The organism is Rhizobium mesosinicum (assembly GCF_019511345.1).
GTDB lineage: Bacteria > Pseudomonadota > Alphaproteobacteria > Rhizobiales > Rhizobiaceae > Rhizobium > Rhizobium mesosinicum.
In genome coordinates, this window is the sequence record NZ_JAEUAK010000010.1 from 127,633 (window position 1) to 147,076 (window position 19,444).

General features: G+C 60.9%; 16 protein-coding genes and 1 pseudogene. 6 read left to right on the plus strand and 11 right to left on the minus strand.

Annotated elements, in window-relative coordinates:
• Window positions 1-86: 86 nt before the first annotated feature.
• A complete protein-coding gene (locus JNB85_RS23435) occupies window positions 87-1,139 on the minus strand; it encodes an aldo/keto reductase (RefSeq protein WP_220336796.1) in 1,053 nt (350 codons plus the stop codon).
• A gap of 94 nt (window positions 1,140-1,233) precedes the next feature.
• Here JNB85_RS23435 and JNB85_RS23440 point away from each other — a divergent pair, with 94 nt between their 5' ends.
• Window positions 1,234-2,136, plus strand: a complete 903-nt coding sequence (locus tag JNB85_RS23440) for a LysR family transcriptional regulator (RefSeq protein WP_220336680.1) — start codon at window positions 1,234-1,236, stop codon at window positions 2,134-2,136.
• A gap of 151 nt (window positions 2,137-2,287) precedes the next feature.
• Window positions 2,288-3,382 carry an AbrB family transcriptional regulator gene (locus tag JNB85_RS23445; protein WP_220336797.1) on the plus strand — a complete coding sequence of 365 codons (1,095 nt, stop codon included), beginning with the start codon at window positions 2,288-2,290 and terminating at the stop codon, window positions 3,380-3,382.
• 77 nt (window positions 3,383-3,459) lie between these two features.
• Here the strand turns inward: JNB85_RS23445 and JNB85_RS23450 are convergent, their stop codons facing one another.
• Window positions 3,460-5,250, minus strand: coding sequence for an ABC transporter ATP-binding protein (locus tag JNB85_RS23450; protein WP_220336681.1), 1,791 nt, complete (start codon window positions 5,248-5,250; stop codon window positions 3,460-3,462).
• A 501-nt stretch (window positions 5,251-5,751) separates the two neighbouring features.
• Here JNB85_RS23450 and JNB85_RS23455 point away from each other — a divergent pair.
• Complete coding sequence (locus JNB85_RS23455) at window positions 5,752-6,672, plus strand: LysR family transcriptional regulator (RefSeq protein ID WP_220336682.1); 921 nt, start codon at window positions 5,752-5,754, stop codon at window positions 6,670-6,672.
• A gap of 1 nt (window position 6,673) precedes the next feature.
• On the opposite strand, the gene JNB85_RS23460 is transcribed toward JNB85_RS23455, so the two are convergent.
• Window positions 6,674-7,627: an NmrA/HSCARG family protein gene (locus JNB85_RS23460; RefSeq protein ID WP_220336683.1), complete on the minus strand. Its 954-nt coding sequence runs from the start codon at window positions 7,625-7,627 to the stop codon at window positions 6,674-6,676.
• A 195-nt stretch (window positions 7,628-7,822) separates the two neighbouring features.
• Window positions 7,823-8,734 carry an AraC family transcriptional regulator gene (locus JNB85_RS23465; protein ID WP_220336684.1) on the minus strand — a complete coding sequence of 304 codons (912 nt, stop codon included), beginning with the start codon at window positions 8,732-8,734 and terminating at the stop codon, window positions 7,823-7,825.
• Between the two features lie 32 nt (window positions 8,735-8,766).
• On the opposite strand from JNB85_RS23465, the gene JNB85_RS23470 reads away from it, so the two are divergent.
• Window positions 8,767-9,174, plus strand: coding sequence for a DUF2000 family protein (locus tag JNB85_RS23470; protein WP_220336685.1), 408 nt, complete (start codon window positions 8,767-8,769; stop codon window positions 9,172-9,174).
• A gap of 64 nt (window positions 9,175-9,238) precedes the next feature.
• Here the strand turns inward: JNB85_RS23470 and JNB85_RS23475 are convergent, their stop codons facing one another.
• Together JNB85_RS23475 and JNB85_RS31135 are read right to left on the minus strand one after the other, a co-directional pair.
• Window positions 9,239-9,904: a YiaD family glycine zipper/OmpA-like lipoprotein gene (locus JNB85_RS23475; protein ID WP_220336686.1), complete on the minus strand. Its 666-nt coding sequence runs from the start codon at window positions 9,902-9,904 to the stop codon at window positions 9,239-9,241.
• A 318-nt stretch (window positions 9,905-10,222) separates the two neighbouring features.
• Window positions 10,223-10,546 (minus strand): annotated as a pseudogene (locus JNB85_RS31135) (winged helix-turn-helix transcriptional regulator); the annotation flags it as partial.
• Between JNB85_RS31135 and JNB85_RS23485 the strand changes: the two are divergent.
• A complete protein-coding gene (locus JNB85_RS23485; protein WP_220336798.1) occupies window positions 10,433-10,999 on the plus strand; it encodes an NADPH-dependent FMN reductase in 567 nt (188 codons plus the stop codon). The pseudogene JNB85_RS31135 and the gene JNB85_RS23485 overlap by 114 nt on opposite strands.
• Before the next feature lie 59 nt (window positions 11,000-11,058).
• On the opposite strand, the gene JNB85_RS23490 is transcribed toward JNB85_RS23485, so the two are convergent.
• The 5 genes from JNB85_RS23490 to JNB85_RS23510 all read right to left on the minus strand — a co-directional run bounded on the left by JNB85_RS23490 (window position 11,059) and on the right by JNB85_RS23510 (window position 18,411).
• Window positions 11,059-12,057 (minus strand): flagellin N-terminal helical domain-containing protein, encoded by a 999-nt coding sequence (locus JNB85_RS23490; protein ID WP_220336687.1) that lies wholly within the window; start codon window positions 12,055-12,057, stop codon window positions 11,059-11,061.
• 281 nt (window positions 12,058-12,338) lie between these two features.
• Window positions 12,339-15,494, minus strand: a complete 3,156-nt coding sequence (locus JNB85_RS23495; protein WP_220336688.1) for an efflux RND transporter permease subunit — start codon at window positions 15,492-15,494, stop codon at window positions 12,339-12,341.
• Window positions 15,491-16,678: an efflux RND transporter periplasmic adaptor subunit gene (locus JNB85_RS23500; protein ID WP_220336689.1), complete on the minus strand. Its 1,188-nt coding sequence runs from the start codon at window positions 16,676-16,678 to the stop codon at window positions 15,491-15,493. Before JNB85_RS23500 ends, JNB85_RS23495 begins: the two co-directional genes overlap by 4 nt.
• Window positions 16,679-16,955: 277 nt before the next feature.
• Entirely contained in the window at window positions 16,956-17,744 is a 789-nt protein-coding gene (locus JNB85_RS23505) for a helix-turn-helix domain-containing protein (RefSeq protein WP_220336690.1), read from the minus strand.
• 184 nt (window positions 17,745-17,928) lie between these two features.
• The gene (locus JNB85_RS23510) at window positions 17,929-18,411 is read right to left on the minus strand and encodes a VOC family protein (RefSeq protein WP_220336691.1); all 483 of its coding nucleotides are present in this window, start codon (window positions 18,409-18,411) and stop codon (window positions 17,929-17,931) included.
• 311 nt (window positions 18,412-18,722) lie between these two features.
• Between JNB85_RS23510 and JNB85_RS23515 the strand changes: the two genes are divergently transcribed.
• Window positions 18,723-19,412, plus strand: a complete 690-nt coding sequence (locus tag JNB85_RS23515; protein ID WP_220336692.1) for a hydrolase — start codon at window positions 18,723-18,725, stop codon at window positions 19,410-19,412.
• The last annotated feature ends 32 nt before the right edge of the window (window positions 19,413-19,444 follow it).

Sequence of the window (19,444 nt, forward strand, 5' to 3'; positions counted from 1 at the left end):
TGCTACAGCATCTGTAGCAGGTCGGGTATGAGGCAAGTCAAAGCGGCTGTCCAGCCAAGATTCGGCCAGCCAAGATTCGGAAAGATTCATTCCATCTTTGTTGCAGGGACTGCGGGCGGGTTCAGCCGCGCAAAGCCCTCCTGCCGATAATAGGGAAAATACGGATAGGGCGGCATTACGCGACTGACTGCATCCAGCCGCCCGATCTGCTCCGGCGTCAGGCTCCAGCCGACGGCGCCGAGATTCTGCCTGAGCTGCTCTTCGTTGCGTGCGCCGATGATGACGCTTGAAACCGTCGGCCGGCCGATCAGCCAGTTGATGGCGATCTGCGGCACCGTCCTGCCGGTCTCGGCGGCAATTTCGTCCAGCGCGTCGACGATATCGAAGAGCTTCTCGTCATCGACGGGCGGGCCGTATTCCGCTGTCTGGTGCAGGCGACTTCCCTCGGGCAGCGCCACACCGCGCCGGATCTTGCCGGTCAGCCGGCCCCAGGCGAGCGGGCTCCAAACCAATGCTCCCACCCGCTGGTCGGCGGCAAGCGGCATCAGTTCCCATTCGTAATCCCGCCCGGCGAGCGAATAATAGACCTGATGCGCGACATAGCGCGGGTAGCCATAGCGCTCGGAAAGCCCAAGCGATTTCATCAGCTGCCAGCCGGAGAAATTGGAAACGCCGACATAACGGACCTTGCCCGCCGCAACGAGCCCGTCGAGCGTCGAAAGCACCTCCTCGACCGGCGTCGACGCATCGAAGGCGTGCAATTGCAGAAGGTCGATATAGTCGGTGCCGAGCCGGCGCAGCGCATCCTCGGTCGCACGGATCAGCCGTGCGCGCGAGGTGCCCCAATCGCCAGGCCCCTCGCCCATCGGCAGCGCCGTCTTGGTCGAGATCAGCACCGCGTCGCGCTTTCCGGAGATGGCTTGTCCCAGCACCTCCTCGGAAGCACCGGCCGAATAAACGTCCGCCGTGTCGAATAGCGTGACGCCCGCCCCCAGGCAGATATCAACCATCCGCCGCGCCTCTTGCGCATCCGTCGTCCCCCAGGCCCCGAAGAGCGGCCCGCTGCCGCCGAAAGTGCCGGCCCCGAAGCTCAGCACCGGCACCCTCAGGCCCGATGCGCCGAGATTTCTATATTCCATCATCCAATCTCCTATTCTCTCTTCGAGAGATAGACCCTGCCGAAACCATGATATAGATTGCCTCAGAGCACATCATCTGTGATTTGAATTCATCATGAGCCGTCAGGACATCAATCGATCGGGCGAAATGGAAGTCTTCGTCAGCGTCGTCGAGCGCGGCGGTTTTTCCGCTGCCGCGCAGGCGCGACGCATGACGCCATCGGCCGTCAGCAAGCTGGTCGCTCGCCTGGAGACAAGGCTCGGCGCCCGCCTCGTCAACCGCTCGACGCGCAAGCTGCAACTGACGCCCGAGGGCTGCGCCTTCTATGAGCGCAGTGTCGCAATCCTCGCCAATATATCGGAGGCTGAGCGTTTCGCCTCGGCGGGGGAACAGGCGGCGGGCCGCATCAGCGTCAACACCAGCGGCTCCTTCGGCAATCATGTTCTGGCGCCGCTGATCCCGGCCTTTATGGCCGAGCACCCGGATGTCACCCTCGATATCAGCCATACCGACAGGGTGGTCGATCTGCTGGAAGAGCGTGCCGACGTCGCAATCCGCGCCGGCCCGTTGAAGACATCGAGCCTGATCGCCCGCAAGCTCGGCGCTGCCCGGAAGATCATAGTCGCCTCGCCCGATTATCTTGAGCGAAACAGCAAGCCGCGCTCAGCCGCCGATCTGCACAATCATCGCCGCATCGGCTTTTCCTATGCCCGCGCATTGGAAGGCTGGCCGGTCATTGAGGCCGGCGAGACGATCACCATTCCCCTCACCCCCGGCCTGCAGGTCGGCGATGGCGAAGCCATGCGTTACCTCGCACTCTCGGGCGCCGGTCTTGCCCGCATGACCGAATTCACCGTGCGCGCCGATATCGCGACGGATCGGCTTGTTCCCGTGTTGGAAGAGCTCAATCCCGGCGATGTCGAAGAGTTCTATGCCGTCTACATCGGCCAGGGCGGACCGCTTCCGGCGCGCGTTCGCGCCCTGCTTGATTTTCTTGCGAAACACATCCGTCTCTAGGAGCGCAAGGTCAGATTCCGCAATTGACCCCTTGACCACCACGCGCCTATATCGGGTCCATGCCTGCCGGCCCTCGTAGCCGGCCTCTTCATACTGCCGGGGCCTCCTCACAACTCCGCCTTCGGGCTTGCTCCGGTCGAAAAGTTCGGGGATCACAGCTTTGGACGCAAGCAGCTTCCATCAGAAAGCGAGCCTGCCCAAATGGGTATTGCTGCTCGCGTTGTCGGCCATATCAGTCTTTTTCCTTGAGCTCTTCGCCCTGCCCGCCTCGCTGCTGATCGGCCCGATGGTCGCGGCCATCGTGCTGGCGCTTACCATCGGCAAGGGACAGCTGCACATCCCCTACTGGCCGCTGCAGTTCGGCCAGGTGCTGGTCGGCCTCTTGATGGCGCGCAACATCACGCCCGATATTCTCGGCACCATGGCGAAGGACGCGCCGCTCTTCTTCGTCTTCATCGTCTCGGTGATCGCCATTGCCGCCGGTCTCGGCTGGCTGCTCACGCGCTGGCAGGTATTGCCGGGCACCACCGCCGTCTGGGGCTCCACGCCCGGCGGCGCATCGGCCATGGTTATCATGTCGGAAGCCTATGGTGCCGATGCCCGCCTCGTTGCCTTCATGCAATATCTGCGCGTCGTCTTCGTCGCCGTCGGCGCGTCCGTCATCTCCCGTCTCTGGGTCGCCGCCGATGGCGAAGCGCCGCCGCCGGTCATCTTCTTCCCACCGGTCGACTGGCCGGCTTTCGCCACGACAACCGCTTTCGCCGCCCTCTGCTGCTACGGCGTCTTCCGCTTTCGCATCCAGGGCGGCAATATCGTGGTGCCGCTTTTTGCCGGCGCCATACTGCAGGGCTTCGGCATCTTAAAGATCGAGCTGCCGACCTGGATCCTGGCGCTCAGCTACGCGCTGATCGGCTGGAGCATCGGCCTGCGCTTTACCCGCTCGATCATCAAACACGCCGCCCGCGCCCTGCCGCGCGTTTCCGCCGCCATCATCATCCTGATGGCGCTCTGCGGCTGCATGGCGGTGGCACTTCACAAATTCGCCGGCATCGATCCGCTGACCGCCTATCTCGCAACGAGCCCCGGCGGCGCCGATTCCGTCGCCATCATCGCCGCATCCAGCGACGTGGACGTACCCTTCGTCATGGCCATGCAGACCGGCCGTTTCCTGATCATCCTGCTGATCGGGCCGGCGCTAGCGCGCTTCATCGCACGGCGGTCCGGCCTTACGGAAAGTTCCGCTTAGGCCCTGCGCCTATACCAGCGCCGCTTGCTCAACGAAGATACGCTGAGCAAGCGGAGATGAAGCACCGGAGCTTCGGCCTATGCCACCAGCCCCTTGGTCAGTTCGAGCGCCTGCCGCTCGAACAACCGGCGATAGATGCCGTTGTTGAGCCGGATGAGCGCCTGATGGTCGCCCTCTTCAACGATCATTCCCCTGTCGAAGACCAATAGCCGGTCCAGCGCCCGCACCGTCGAAAGGCGGTGCGCGATGACAAGCGTCGTGCGGCCGTCCATCAAGCGCTCCATGGCCTGCTGGATCTGCACTTCACTCTCGCTGTCGAGGCTGGAGGTCGCCTCGTCCAGGATCAGCACGGGCGCATCGGCAAGAAAGGCCCGCGCGATGGCGACACGCTGACGCTCGCCGCCCGACAGCTTGACACCGCGCTCGCCCACCATCGTCTCGTAGCCCTTCGGCAGGTCCATGATGAAACGATGGGCGCTCGCCTGTTTTGCCGCATTCTCGATCTCACGCCTGGACGCGTTCGGGCGGCCATAAGCGATGTTTTCGGCGAGCGTGCGGTGAAACAGGATGGGCTCCTGCTGCACGATGGCGATCTGGCTGCGCAGGCTCGATTGCGTGACCTCGGCAATATCCTGTCCGTCGATCCGGATCGACCCCGAGTTCACGTCATAGAGGCGCTGGATCAGTTTGACGAAGGTAGTCTTGCCCGAGCCGGAATGCCCTACGAGACCGACCCGCTCTCCCGATTTGATGGTGACCGAGAAATCCTGATAGAGCGGGGTCGGATGGGCGCCATACTGGAAGGTGACGCGATCGAACACGATCTCGCCCTGGCCAATTGCGATAGGTTTCGCATTCGGCTTGTCCTCGATGCCGAGCGGCGTCTTGTCCAGCAGGACGAGTTCTTCCATGTCGTTGACGGCGCGCTGCAGGTTTCTGATATCTTGCCCGACCGAGCGCAGATAACCCTGAAGAACGAAGAACATCGCCAGCACGAATGTGATGTCGCCAGGCGTCGCCAGCCCCTGCTGCCACATGACAAGGCCGGTGCCGAGAATGCCGGCCTGCATGGAAACCATCATGAAGCCCTGAATCGTGCCGTTCAGCGTCCCCCGCTTCCAGGTGCGGCGCGTTCGGCTGTCCCACTTGGCAAGCACATGGCGCAAGCGCGCTTCTTCGCGGCGTTCGGCACCGAAAGCTTTCACCACCGCGTTGCAGCTGATCGCGTCTGCCAGCGCGCCGCCCAGCTTGGTGTCCCAGGCATTGGCAAGCTTTGCCGCCGGGGACACGAAGCCCATGGAAAGCGCGACAGTCACGCCGATATAGATCAGCGATCCCAAAGCCACGATCATCCCCATGACCGGCCAATAGGTGCCGAGCACGAGACTGGCGCCCAACAGCATGACGATAGACGGCAGCAAAGCTATCAGCAGCAGGTCATTGAGCGAATCCAGCGCCCACATGCCGCGTGTGATCTTTCGTACCGTCGAGCCGGCAAAACTATTGGCATGCCAATCCGTCGAAAACCGCTGCACCTTATGGAAGCCCTCATTGACGACGTCAGCCATGATGCGCAGCGTCAGCCGGATAATCCCGGCGAAGATGAACCAGCGCAAGGTAACGCTGGTCAACCCAAGGACCACGACGACGGCGAAGGCGCTGATAGCACCATCAGCCGCGTTGCCGCCGGCGATCGCGTCGACGATCCGGCCGGAAAACACCGGCACCAGCACTTCGGCCAGCGTGCTGGCAATAACCAGCAGGATAATGACGCCTACCAGTGCGGGACGATGGGTCCACTGACGAAAGACAAAGCCGAGTACGTTGCGATACGCATCGGCACGGAAATCGAGCTTCTTGCGAGCCATTTTAACCAGTCCGACGCCGTATTTCGGCGGTCGGCCCCAAAATCGAGAGTTGAAGAACACAGTCGAAGCGGGAGACAAACTGGTCCCGGCAGATCGAGCGAACTGTGACGAATTAAAACCGCTTGTCGCGTTCCCCGGCGGGCCGCGAATTGGAACGACCTAGTGTCGGGTCATTCCGGACGGGAGGACTTCGATGAATGCTGTTGTCATACGACGCCTCCTTTGATTGATCTGCAACGGTAGAGCTTATGTACCGGACAAGTTCGATCTTGCCAACCGGATATTTTCTACTTTACGGAGAAATGATGCGCGAATGACACAACGTCGCGGCTCTATCAGCCGCCTTGTTGGGTCCGCTCCTCGGCATTAAACCCGCGTAACCGGACGCTTTTATTAGCTTTGGCCGCATAAAATCTCCGAAGCCCCGCCAGCGTCCTGCGCTTGACTACTTAGGTCCGGTTATCCTCTATATTGCTTTAATGAACATCATTGTGCTGGAAAATGGATAACACGGGACTGTCTCTCGACAGAATGCGCACCTTTGTTCGCGTTGCCGAACGGGGCAATCTGTCTACGGTGGCAAGGGAGCTCGGCATCGGTCAATCAACAGTGACCCGCCATCTCAAAGAACTCGAAGACGCAGTCGGTGTCCCTCTCCTCAGCCGAACCACGCGCCGCGTAACCCTCACCGACGAGGGCAGCCGCTATTATTTGAACTGCCTTCAGGTATTGCGCCTCGTCGAGCAGGCTACCGAGGAAGCCAGAAACGCCCGTCGGGCTGCCGCGGGCTCGGTCAGGCTTTCGTGCACCGCAGCGCTTGGCGTGATGCACATCACCCGCCTCATCTTCGAATTTCAGGATCAGCATCCTGACATCAGCGTCGATCTCAACTTGACCGACGAGCGCATCGACCTGGTTCGCGAAGGTGTTGACGTGGCACTCCGGCTTGGACCTCTCACCGACAGCTCCATGAAGCTTCATGCGCTCGGAAAAAGCCATCGGCTGCTGGTCGGCGCTCCCGCTTATTTCTCCGCCCACGGACGGCCGGAGCGCCCGGATGATCTCTCGCGACATGAAGCTATCATCATGTCCAATATAGCCGGGAGCGATCAGATAGCTCTCTCCTCCAGGAACGGTGCGAATTTGACGGTTCCGGTCAATGGGAAGCTGCGCACCGATCACGGGCTTGCGGCGCGCGAAGCCCTTGCTGCAGGACGCGGCATTGGTCCCGCCCACCTTTGGCTGGTCCACGATCTCTTGGAAAACGGCCGGCTCGAGGCCGTCCTCGAAGACTATCGCCCGTCGCCGGTCCCGCTAAGCCTGCTCATCGTGCCCGAGCGTTCCGCCATTGCCCGTGTTCGCCTCCTCACCGACTTCCTTGTCGCCGAGGTTTCCAAACTGCCGGGAATCCGGCCATCGTGACTTAGAGCCCGAAAGATCGCTTGTCGCCGCGCCAGCCCGTGGTACGAAGATACTGCTCCCAATCGAGCGTGTCTGGATTCAGGCGACGGCTCCATTCCAGGTCGTGCTCCCTGCCGAAGTAACCATATTCAACAACATACTCGACCATCCCCAGAATCTCGCGCACGAGAAGTTCGTTGGCGGCAAACTCTGGAAAATACTGCAGCAGGCCATCCCTGGTGAAAGCATTTCGATATTCCGCCTTGAGGCCGGTTACCTCCCGGAAGGTTTCGACCATCTCGCGCGGAGAGATGATATCGCCGACGATGGGCAGGGTTTTCCCGTTGTAGCGCTCGGGATTTGAGAAAATTTCGAGCACGACTGGCCCGGTCGCCGTGAGCGGATCGACAAAAGGCGCTCGAAAATCTTCGGGAAGATAGATTGGCATCGCGAGCGTGTCACCTTCCATGCGCGGCGGATAATATTCGAGAAGATTCGAGTAGAAGAACGCCAGCATGACGAAGGAATGAGAGATCGGCAAACCACGAATATAGTCTGCGACGCGCGCTTTGTCGGTGAAGTGCGGAGCAAACTTGGTCCCGCCGGTGATGGCGTCGACATTCTCGAGCGTGCTAAAAATAATATGTCCGACTCCCGCCTCAACCGCCGCATCCGCCAGTTGGCGCCCGATAGGAGCCTCTGTCGTCTCCGGTGGCGCGATGGGCGGCGTCATCAGAAATGCCCCCTCCGCACCTTCGAAGGCGGCAACGAAATCTTTCTGAAAGCCAAGCTGAAGGGGAACGGCGACAATTTCGGCTCCAAGTTTCTCCAGACTGAGAGCCTCGGGCGAATCCTTTTTACGGGTTAGGGCGCGGACGCGGAAACGTTCGCTGCGAAGGAGCGAAGTTGCGACGCTGCGACCTTGCTTGCTGGTTGCACCGACGACTGCGATAAGTGGCTTATCATTTGCTGACATGGTTGTACCTTGACCTTTCTCCTGTCCCTGGCTGCCGATTGCAGAGCCAGGCGTAAAACTGAAGAGAACTGCCGGCTGATGCCGATAGCTCAGATCCAAGAGTCAAGTTAGGTCATCAAGCTTTCTTGCTGTAGGCATGAGCAATGCATATGATAATGCCGTTTTATGGATAAATACGCGCTGCCCACGCCGGTATCAGCCGCTGAACGGGCTGGCCTTTGCCGCATAAAAACGCTGAAGCCCGACCCATCGCCCCGGCGTGACCCCATAGGCTTTCTTGAAGTGCCGGATGAAATGCGCCTGATCGGCAAAACCGGTAGCGGCGGCCACATCAGCAAACCCCTCGCCTTCGCCCATCAGCGCCTTCGCCTGCTGCAACCGCCGCATCAGCATGTAACGATGCGGGCTGGTGGCGAAGGCCGTGCGGAAATGCCGTGACAGGGTGAAACGGTCGAGGCCGGTAATGTTCTCCAGTTCACCCGAGCGCACGGGCCTGAGCGCATGCGCCTCCAGATAATCGCGCGCCGCCCGCACCTGCTTCCACGCAACAGCGCCCAGCGCCCGACGGCGCACCTGCGCATGCCGCGACAGGCCCCCGGCCACCCGACTGACGAAATCGTCGACGAAAAGCTCGTCCAGCTCCTGATCGAGCTCACCAAGGGCTGCAAGCAGCACTTGCGCCAGTGCCCCATCGGCGATGACTGGCTGATCGACGAAAGGCAGCCCGATCTTCTCCGCCTCCAGGCATTCCATCAGCAGCGCCGGCTCCATGTAGAGCATGCGGTAATGCAGCCCGTCCTCGGTTCCCGCCCCGCCGTCATGTTCCTCGTCCGGATGCAGCACGATCACCTGCCCCGGCATGCTGAACCGCCGCTCGCCGCGATAGGTGAAGGTCTGCACGCCGTGTAGGGTAACGCCGAGCGCATAGGTATCGTGCCGGTGCGGCTCGAACATATTGCCTGAGAACTGCGCCTCGATGCGCTCGATGCCCGGAAAGGCAGGCGCAGTCAGAATGCCGCCCGCAGGCGCCAGAATGCCGCTGCGTCCCTGCGGCTCGCACAAACGTTCAAGACCCTCGAAGACCTGCGGCGTTAGATCCTGGCTCAACGCGTTTCGATACCCTGATGAAAGAAACTGGAATGTTTGATACCAAAATTGCGATCGTCCTGCGAAACAATCTTGCCGGCTGGCAAAAGCTGAATGTTACAGCCTTCCTCTCGACAGGCATTGTCGGGCAATATCCCGAGATCATCGGCGAACCCTATAAGGATCGTGCTGGCAATCTCTACAACCCGCTATCCATCCAGCCGATCATTGTCTTGTCGGCCGACGAAGCGACGATCTCGGCCATCCACCGCCGCGCGCTGGAGCGCGAAGTGACTTCCTCGATCTTCATCGAAGAGATGTTTGCAACCGGCCATGACGCAGCCAACCGCGCCGTCTTCGCGGAATACGCCCCTGATGACGCAAAGGTGGTCGGCATTGCGCTCCGAGCTGACAAGAAGATCGTCGACAAGATCACCAAGGGCGCAACGATGCAGCATTGAAGCAACCGGCAGAACGAAAGAGGCCGGGCGATGACCCGGCCTCTTTGTCGTCTGGTGCGACCGATCAGCCCTGTGTGATCGGCGCGATCTGGATTTCGACGCGGCGGTTCTGCGCGCGGCCCGCTTCGGTCGCATTGGAAGCGATCGGCTGCGACGGACCGTAGCCGACGGCCGAAACGCGGCGCTGGTCGATGCCCTGGCCGCCGAGATAATCGGCGACGGCCAGCGCGCGGCGCTGCGACAGATCCTGGTTATGCTGCAGGCTGCCGGTAGAATCCGTATGACCGTTGATGTCGATCAGCGTGCGATTGAACTTGCGCAGCACGATCGCGACAGAATTCAGCGTCGGATAGAAGCCCGGCTTCACCGCATCCTGGTCGATATCGAAGGTGATGTTCGAGGGCATGTTGAGGATGATGTTGTCGCCCTGGCGGGTGACTGAAATGCCGGTGCCTTCGAGCTGGGCGCGAAGCTCGGCTTCCTGCTGGTCCATGTAGTTGCCGATCGCGCCGCCGGCGAGCGCACCGAGCCCGGCGCCGATCAGCGCCGCATTGCGCTTGCCGTGGCCGCCGCCGCCGACGGCGACACCGACGAGAGCGCCGCCGAGCGCGCCAAGGGCAGCACCGCCGGCGGTATTGGATACCTTCTGCTCGCCAGTATAGGGATCGGTCGTCGTGCAAGCCGAGAGGTAACTCGCCGCAACGGCCAGAAGGACAAATTTCTTGATCATGGACAGGAGGTTCTCCGTTCGAAGCTGGTGCGAGCAGATATTAGGGAATGCGGCAACAAGATGAAGATACCAATCTGTTAAGCCAAATTCCCCATGGGAAACATCGGTCTGTTGCAGCCGCGCACCGATATCACCAGCTTTATTGGCAAACCGCAGGACTTCAGTCGAGCCCGCGACGTTTGGCTTAGGCCGCCTGTGCCTCATCCATGCGTGCGGAGTTTGCAACGACCCACTCGGCAAGCCCCGAACCGGATCCAGAAACTCCCGGCCGATATCCGTCAGCGCATACTCGACCTGCGGCGGCATGGTGGGTGTGACGGCCCGGGAAACGAAGCCGTTTTCCTCCAGTTCCCGCAATGTCGACGCCAGTACCTTCTGGCTGATCTCGCCCACTTCGCGGCGCAAGGCGTTGAAGCGCAGCGGACCATGACCCAGCACGCGCACCACCGTGCCGCTCAACGAACCATTCGTAGTCTGGTTACCGTTGGAAACCATCATATAGGAGGTTACCTTGAATTCTAAGCCCGTATCGCCGTTATTATCGGCTCCACCCGATTTGCCGACGCGCCGGCACAATGGATATTGAAACAGGCTGAAGCACGAGAAGATCTTGATGTCGAGCTGATCGACCTGCGCGATCATCCGCTCCCCTTCTTCGATGAGATAGCATCCAATCTGTGGATGCCGAGCCAGAATCCCGAAGCGGTTCGCTGGCAGCAGACGGTCGGGCGCTTCGACGGCTATATCTTCGTCGTCGCCGAATATAACCACTCGATCACCGCCTCCCTGAAAAACGCCCTCGACCAGGCTTATAAGGAATGGAACCGCAAGCCCTTCACCGCCATCGGCTATGGCGGCACCGGTGCGACACGTGCAATCGAGCATCTCCGGGGGATCGGCGTGGAGCTGCAGATGGTCTCCACTCATGCGGCCGTCCATATAGGCGGCGGCGACTTCATGGCCATCCATCCGGCCTTCGGCAAAAAGCCGATCAGCGAGATCGAGGCGAACCTGCTGCCGACGGCAAAGACTGCCCTCGACGAACTGGCGTGGTGGGCCAAGGCGACGATGGCTGCCAAGGCCGCTGAGGCTTGAGCTAAATAAAACCGCGCGGCGAGTATGGCTTGCCGCGCGCTTATGATTCTGTGTCAGGCTCAGAACTTCTGGAAGAGCTGACGAACCGTGTCATAGGAGGCGTTGGCGATACTCAGCGACTGCAGGCCGAGCTGCTGCTGGGTCTGCAGTGCCCTGAGCTTGCTTGATTCCTCTTCCATATCGGCGTCCACCAGGCGGCCGATGCCTTCGGTCAGGTTGTCGGACAGGTTCTTGGCGAATTCGTCCTGCATGCTGATGCGCCGTTCCAGTGCGCCAAAAGCCGAGCCAACAGTCGTGAGTTGTCCGAGCGCAGCATCGACGACGCCGATCATGTCGTTCAGGTCTTGTTTGCTGGTGGTGGCCGTCAGCCCGATTTCCACCTGGCCGGCTGTATTGCCGTTCTTGCTCTTCGTCAGCACCCAGGTCTGCGCCGTGCCGAGCTCGGTTGCGAAGAAGGCGGAGGTCAGCACGCCATATTCGCCTGTGCCGCCTGCCCGGTCGTCGATCACATAGCGCGCATCCTTGGAGGAGGTCGCACCGCTCGGCGGGATATCGATATGATAGCTCAACATGCCGACCGATACCGTACCGTCCGAATTGCGGATGAAAGAGGCCGGAATCTGGCGTGGCTTCGTCGGCGTGGTCGTATTGTCGAGGATGATCCAGTTGTCGTCGTTGAAGCCTGCGCCCTCGGAAACGCTGCGCAGCTGCGCCTTCAACTGGTCTAGTTCTTCGTTGATCTTAGTCTTGTCGACGCCCTGCTCGGTTGCGGCGACAAGTTTTGCCTTGATCTCGGTGACGACGTCGATGACGCTGTCGACACCAGCGGATGCCGTGCCCATGGTGGCGGCAGCCATGCCGAGAGCATCCTGAACTGCAGAAAGTGCCTTGTTGTCGTGACGCGCAGTCGTCGCAACCGACCAATAAGCGGCGTTATCCCTGGATTTTTCGACACGCAGACCCGTCGTGATATGGTTCTGCGTCACCGTCATGTTCCGATTGATGTCACGCAGCACATGAAGCGCCGCATCCACGGAGGTGCGCTGATAAATACTCACGGTACGAACTCCAAAAACACAACAGACGCAACAGAACAGCATATACCGGATTCAAGCGGACGCTCATGCCCGCCGTCGCTGGAAAATCAGCGCAGTGGCCTTCGAAAAAACTGAGAAGGCCGGCCGGTTACCGATCGCAATCATTGCCGGTCATGCTTAATAAACGGCTAAAGTTCAGAAGTAATTTAGCTTATTTCACAAGACTTCACACACCATAAAAGCGCCCGCCGGAGAGATCCGGCAGGCGCTTCCGAAAGTATTGAAAAGGCTTATTCGCCCTCTTACTCAGCCGCCTGAAGCTGCTTTTCCGGACCAGGTTTTGGCCGCGTAGCCTGGGTCATTTCCTCGTGCAGGCGCGCTTCTTCATGGGCGTGCGGCTTGGCGAAGCGGGCAATCAGGAGATAGGCGACAGGCGTGATGAACAGCGTCACCAGCGTCGCAAAGCCGAGACCGCCGACGATAACCCAGCCGAGCGCCACGCGCGCTTCCGCACCCGCGCCATGCGCGAAGACCAGGGGAACTCCCCCAAGAATGGTCGCGATCATCGTCATCATGACCGGCCGCAGGCGAAGTGCGCAGGCCTTCTCGATGGACGAGCGCACATCCTCGCCACGGTCGCGCAGCTGGTTGGCGAATTCCACGATCAGGATGCCGTTCTTCGCCATGACGCCGACAAGCAGCACCAGGCCGATCTGGCTGTAGATGTTGAGACTGGAGCCGGTGATGACAAGCGCGAAGACCGCGCATGCAAGACCGAGCGGCACCGTCGACATGATGATCAGCGACGACAGCACGCTTTCGAACTGTGCCGCGAGCACCAGGAAGATGATGACGATCGCAAAGCCGAAGGTCAGCGCCATGCCGCTGGAGTTCTCCTCCAGCGTCGCAGCTTCTGCGAGCGGCAGCAGGCGCGCGCCGGCCGGCAACAGCGGTGCTGCCATTTGCGTGACATTCTTCACGGCGTCGCCAAGCGACATACCGTCCTTCAGGCCGGCGGTGATCGCCACCGAGGCGAGCTGCTGCTCACGGTTCAGCTGTGGCGCAACCGAGCCTTCCTTCAGCGAGGCGATGACCGACATCGGCACGATCTTGCCGTCACCGGTCTTCAGGAAGACATTTTCGAGATCGGTTGGATCATCGATCGGCCGCATCGTCGAGGTCAGAAGCACCGGATAGGATTCGCCGTTGACGAAAACATCAACGACCGAGCGTCCCTCGAGCAGCGACTGGATGGCGGTGGACAGCCCGGTAATATCGATGCCGAGATCTGAGGCGCGTTCGCGATCGATCGCGACGGAGACTTGTGCCTGCGACGGTTCGTTGGTCAGGCGCGGCGTATCATACTGGCCGCTCGCATCGAGTTGCTGCACCAGTTTGGCGGCAGCGGCCGTCAGCGCCTCGTGATCGTTGCCGATCAGCGCCATCTGCAGACCGCTGCCGGCGCCACGGATGCGCAGGCTGTTCGACGAAATCGCGTTGCCGCGCAGCGCCGGCACCTTTGACGCGGCCTGATTGATGTTGCGGACGATCTCTGCCTGCGTGCGGTCACGCTCGCCCCAGGGCGCCAGCGTCAGCACCATAAAGCCGCTATTGGAAGCGCCACCCTGGCCGGAGATCGAGAAGATGTTCCTGATATCGCCGCTATCGACGAGCGGCTGCAGGTATTCCTCCACGAGCTGCAGCTTGTCGCGCGTATATTCGAGGCTGGAACCCTGCGGCGTCGTCAGCCGCATCATCACCATGGCGCGGTCTTCTTCCGGCGTCAGTTCGCTCTTGACCGTGCCGAAAGCGACAACGGCTGCGGCACCGAAGATGAGCGAGAAAACGATGACGACGACAGGCGCGTTCAGGCAGGCATGCAGCCCCGATTTGTAGAGGCCGGCAAAAGCCTCGCCGAAACGGCCGAGCAATCCATGATCCTCGATCATCGGCTTGGTCAGCATACGCGAGGCGAGCATCGGACACAGCGTCAGCGCCACGATCGACGACAGACCGACCGAAAAAGCAAGCACGAAACCGAATTCGCGGAACAGGCCCCCCACCTGTCCCGGCAGGAAAGAGAGCGGAATGAAGACGGCGGCAAGTGTGGCCGTCGTCGCGATGACAGCGAAGAACACCTCACGAGTGCCGAGCACGGCAGCCGCGCGTGGCCCCATGCCCTCGGAGCGGCGGCGCACGATGTTTTCGAGCACGACGATGGCGTCATCGACCACGAGACCGGTCGCGAGCACGATCGCAAGCAGCGTCAGGATGTTGATCGAGAAGCCAACCATATAGATCGCCGCCAGCGTGCCGATCAGCGCCACCGGCATCGAGACGGACGGGATCAGCGTCGCGCGCCAGTCGCGCAGGAAGAGATAGATGACGACGGTGACGATGACGGCCGAGAGCAGCAGCGCCAGCACCACTTCATGAATCGCGCCCTCGATGAACACGGCGTCGTCGCTGGTGATCGCGATCGTCGTGCCCTTCGGCAGCGTCTTCGAAAGCTGGTCGACGGCAGCATGAATGCCGGTGGAAATATTCAGCGTATTCGACTGCGCTTGGCGGATGATGCCGAGACCGATGCCAGGCTTGCCGTTGGAGCGCAGCGCCGTCTCGCCGTCGCGCGGTCCGAGCGTCACGGTCGCGACATCGCCGAGGCGCACATTGTGCTGGAGGATGACGTTCTGGAAATCTTCAGGCGTCTGCAGGTTCGCCGTGGCACGCACGACGATATCCTGCATCATGCTCTTCAGCGAACCGGCCGGCACGTCGAGTGCGGCATTGTCGAGCGCCTTGGTAAGATCGCCAACCGTCAGCCCGCGGCTTGCAAGCGCGCTCTGATCGACGTCGACACGGAAGACCTTTTCCTGATCGCCGTATTCTTCGACATCGGCCACGCCGTCGACAGATGCCAGGCGATCGACCACTTCGTTTTCGACAAGCAGCGTCAGGTCATCCATGTTGAGCGTATCCGACGTCACCGCAAGGCGCATGATCGCAGAGGAATCGGAGTCCGCTTTGACGATCTGCGGTGCGTCCGCCTCATCGGGCAGGTTCTGGGCGATGCGGCCGATGGCATCGCGCACGTCGTTGGCGGCAACGGCCAGATCGATGGAATCGGAAAATTCCAGCGTCACGCGGCTCTGGCCGAACTGGGAAGTGGAAGAGATGGATTTGAGACCGCTGACGCGCGCAACCGCGCCTTCGATGACCTTTGTCAGTTCCTGGTCGATCGTCTGCGGCGAAGCGCCGTCGAATGTCGTGCGCACGGTCACGACCGGCCGGTCGACATCGGGCAGCTCGCGCACTTCGACGCCCACATAGGCCGCAAGGCCGGCCACCACCATCAGCGTGTTGAAGACCAGCGCCAGGATCGGCCGGCGCACGAAAAGCGCGGTGAAGGTCGCCTTGCTTGATTCCGGCTTGCCGGGGTGGATCTCGGCCACGCTCATTGGGAGGCGACTTTCTCGTCGGAGGCGACATTGGTCGCCACACGCACAGCGCCATTCTCGCGCACGCGCTGCAGGCCCTGGGTGACGATCTGATCGCCATCCTTCAAGTCGGCTTTGACCAGGACATAGTCCGGATTGCGCTGCACGACCGTGACCCGCACCTTGTGCGACTTGTCGTCAGTCACCTGCCAGACAAAGGAACCCATAGCATCCCACTGCACGGAGAGCGGGTTGACGGCCGGATATTTGTCGCCGGCAAACTTCATGCTGACCGCGAAAGACATGCCGGCACGCAGCTCGTCCGAGCTGTTGCCGATGCGGGCGCGCAGTCGCAGCGTCCGGCTTGCCGGATCGATGCGGTTGTCGACCGCCTCCAGAACACCTGAAAAGACCTTGCCCGGCCGCGCCACAGACGTCGCCTCGACCGCCTGACCGACGGAAACCGTATTGGCGAAACGCTCCGGCACCCAATAGTCGACGAGGACTTCCGTGCGGTCGTCGAGCGTCACGATCGGCGTCGAGGTCGTGACATTGTCGCCGATATTGACGGGCACGATACCGACGATGCCATCGATGGGCGCCACGATATTGCGGCGCTGGAGATTGAGCTCGGCGGCCTGCAGCTGCAGCCGCGCATTCTGCTCGGCGATTTCGGAATCGAAGACATCCATGCGCGATACGCTGGACTTGATGTTGTGGTAGAGGCTGGATTTCTCGATCGCGCTGTTCAGCGCCACCTGCGCCTGCCCCTGGGCAATCACCTGCTCCTCGCTGTCGAGCTTGGCGAGAACCTGACCCTGCTTGACCATATCGCCTGATTTGATGAGGATTTCGCGGATAGTGCCCGTCGCTTGCGGCGTGACCGCAACGGAGCGGATCGCGTCGCCTGTTCCGATCGCGTTCAGCCGGTCGTTGACGACGCCCTGTACCACGGCCTGGGTGACGACGAGAACGGCAGCATTGCGTTCACCGCCGCTCCGGCGGCCCTGCCCTTGCCCACCACCCTGCGCCTGCGCGCCGGCATCGGCTGCTTCCTCGCCCCTGGGTGTGGCCATGGGGACGAGATTATCAGGAATACCGGCATTGCGCATCGTCTCGCCGGCGCCGGGCACAAAGTATGCCCACGCGGCAAAGCCAGCGATTATGACGACAATGCAAAGTATGAATTGCTTCCAAAAGGGCATTCACGTCTCCGGAGGGACTCAAGGTTAGGTCCGGGGTCGGTCGAAAGAGGCGTGCGGGTAACAAGGCCGCCTGGTGCGACAATATCGCACCTTCCCCCGGACGGCAGCAAGCATAACCACCCGTCATTACGGATTTGTAATGTCAGCAGATTTTGAAAATAACCCGTCCGGTCACTTTTACTTGAGCGAAGCTAAATCAGTTTCGCAAACGGGCGCAGCAGCTTTGCGTCCGAACTGCACAAGAAAAGACTTTCTATGTTCGACGAACCGGACATGCCTATATCCGTCGCTCCCGCCGCCATGTTCCGGGCGAGACTCCATTGACTGCAGTGAAGACGCGCGTGAGATGGCTCTGGTCGGCAAAACCGCAGGCAACCGCGATCTCGGCGATGGATGCCGTGCCGAGCAGCATCTGCCGCGCCTTTTCCGCCCGATATTCCATGAGCCAGCGATGCGGCGTGCGGCCGGTCGATTTCTTGAAGGCACGGATGAAGTAGCTGGTCGAAAGCCCGCATTGCGCTGCCACATCAGATATCGTCGCCTCACGCGCCGTCAGCGCGGCAAGAAACGCCGTCGCCATGTTGAGCTGGCGGCCCGAAAGCCCGCCGCTGCGCTCTGCAGGCAGATTGACCTTGCCGTAACGCGTCACCAGGTGCGCCTGCAGCGCCAGGAGAACGTGATCGATAAAGAGCGCGCTCGCATGCGCCGGCTGACTGAGCGCCGGCAGAAGCGCCATGGCGAGCCCCTGCACGACGGGGTCGAGCTGCCCCTGTCCGCAATCGAGCCCGTTAAAGCCAGACCGCCCTGCCTCGTAGCTGAAATCGGAAAGCCCCTGCCGGGATATGTTGAAGCGCACATTGTCGAAGGGGGAGCGATGATGGCAGCGCCATTCCTCCCCGAGATCGGTGATCGCCAGCGCGCCTGCCGGATGGCCGCCGTTGTGGACGAGCTTGCCTCCGCGCCAGAGGCGATGATTGTCAAAAGGTTTCAGCTGGGCGATGACGCTGAAAGCCTCCGCCTGGGGAATCGGCCCGCTTTCGTCATGATCGGCGTTGTTGCTGCGCATCCGCACAATCGAGACCGCACCGGCTTGAAGCAATGAAATCTGTGGCCGAGACGCCAATTCAATCACCTGTTTCCAACTGCCTCCCGTTGCCGTAATCGCATTATTCGCCCGCGAAATCCAGCAAAGGAAATCGAAACGGCGGCCTCTTTCCAAAGCCGCCGCCACTCGCATTGCTACCCAAATGTCAGGTCGCTTGCTGAAACGCTTTTTCCAGCACGGAGACGTCAATCTTTACCATCTGCAGCATAGCCTCCGTCATCTTCTTGGCATTGCCCTTGCGCCGACCGCTCATCATCTCGGCCAGCGCCTTCGGCACGATCTGCCAGGAAAGACCCCAGCGGTCCCTAAGCCAGCCGCAATGTTCGGCCGTCCCGCCATTGGCAAGAAAACCATCCCATATGCGGTCGAGTTCCGCCTGATCTTCGCAAACGACCTGCACGGAGAAGGCATGGTTGAACGGTTCGAACGGCCCGGCCTGCATGGCGATGTAATTCTGGCCGCCGAGCGTGAATTCCACGATCTCGACACTGCCGGGAGGGCCGCTCGGGGTTTCCGACGGCACGATGGTGGTCTCGCCGATCGAGGAATTAGGTACCAGCGAGACATAGAATTCGACTGCTTCGCGGGCGCTTTCGGCAAACCAGAGAAACGAAATGACCTTGATCATGAACTGTCCTCCTTGAGCTGTCAGTCACTATGACCCCAGGGCGCGCGAGCCCCGCCCATTCCGACACGGCAGCACAAATTTTCTCGAATGCCTTTTTCGAGGTTCCCGACGCCTCTGCAGCCGAGAGCAATTTTCGACAAAAGAGGGTCAGAACCGACAATCGGATTTGGCTTTTGCCAAGTAGGTTCGCCGTCAATTCGCAGCCTCGCTCCTGCGGGAACGCGACGCTGGCCGATGCCCGTCGACTTCCTGTAGCGGCGACCCGGTAGCCCGTTTCTTGCCGCAAGGCCTCATGACCAGGGAGAACGATAATGTCCAGATATCTTGAAGTCCTCACACCCCAGAACAGCCAGCTGATCTTCATCGACCAGCAGCCGCAGATGGCATTCGGCGTCCAGTCCATCGACCGTCAGACCTTGAAGAACAATGTCGTCGGCCTCGCCAAGGCCGCCAAGACCTTCAAGGTCCCGACCACGATCACCACGGTCGAAACCGAAGCCTTTTCCGGCAATACCTATCCGGAACTGCTGGCAGTCTTCCCCGAAAATACGATTCTCGAGCGCTCCTCGATGAACTCCTGGGATGACCAGAACGTTCGCGACGCGCTGGCGAAGAATGCTGCAAACGGCCGCAAGAAGGTCGTCGTGTCAGGCCTCTGGACCGAGGTCTGCAACACCACCTTCGCGCTTTCCTGCATGCATGACACCGACTACGAGATCTACATGGTCGCCGATGCCTCGGGCGGCACGTCGGCCGATGCGCATAAATACGCCATGGACCGCATGGTCCAGGCCGGCTGCGTACCGGTGACATGGCAGCAGGTTCTGCTGGAATGGCAGCGCGACTGGGCGCGTCGCGAAACCTATGATGCCGTCACCACCATAGTGAAGGAGCATTCCGGTGCCTACGGCATGGGCGTCGATTATGCCTACACCCACGTCCACAAGGCGCCCGAGCGCGTCACGCATGGCGAACGCATCGGCCCGAACCCAGCGAAGTAAGCTCTCTCGGTGGAAGCGGCTTCGTTGCCGCT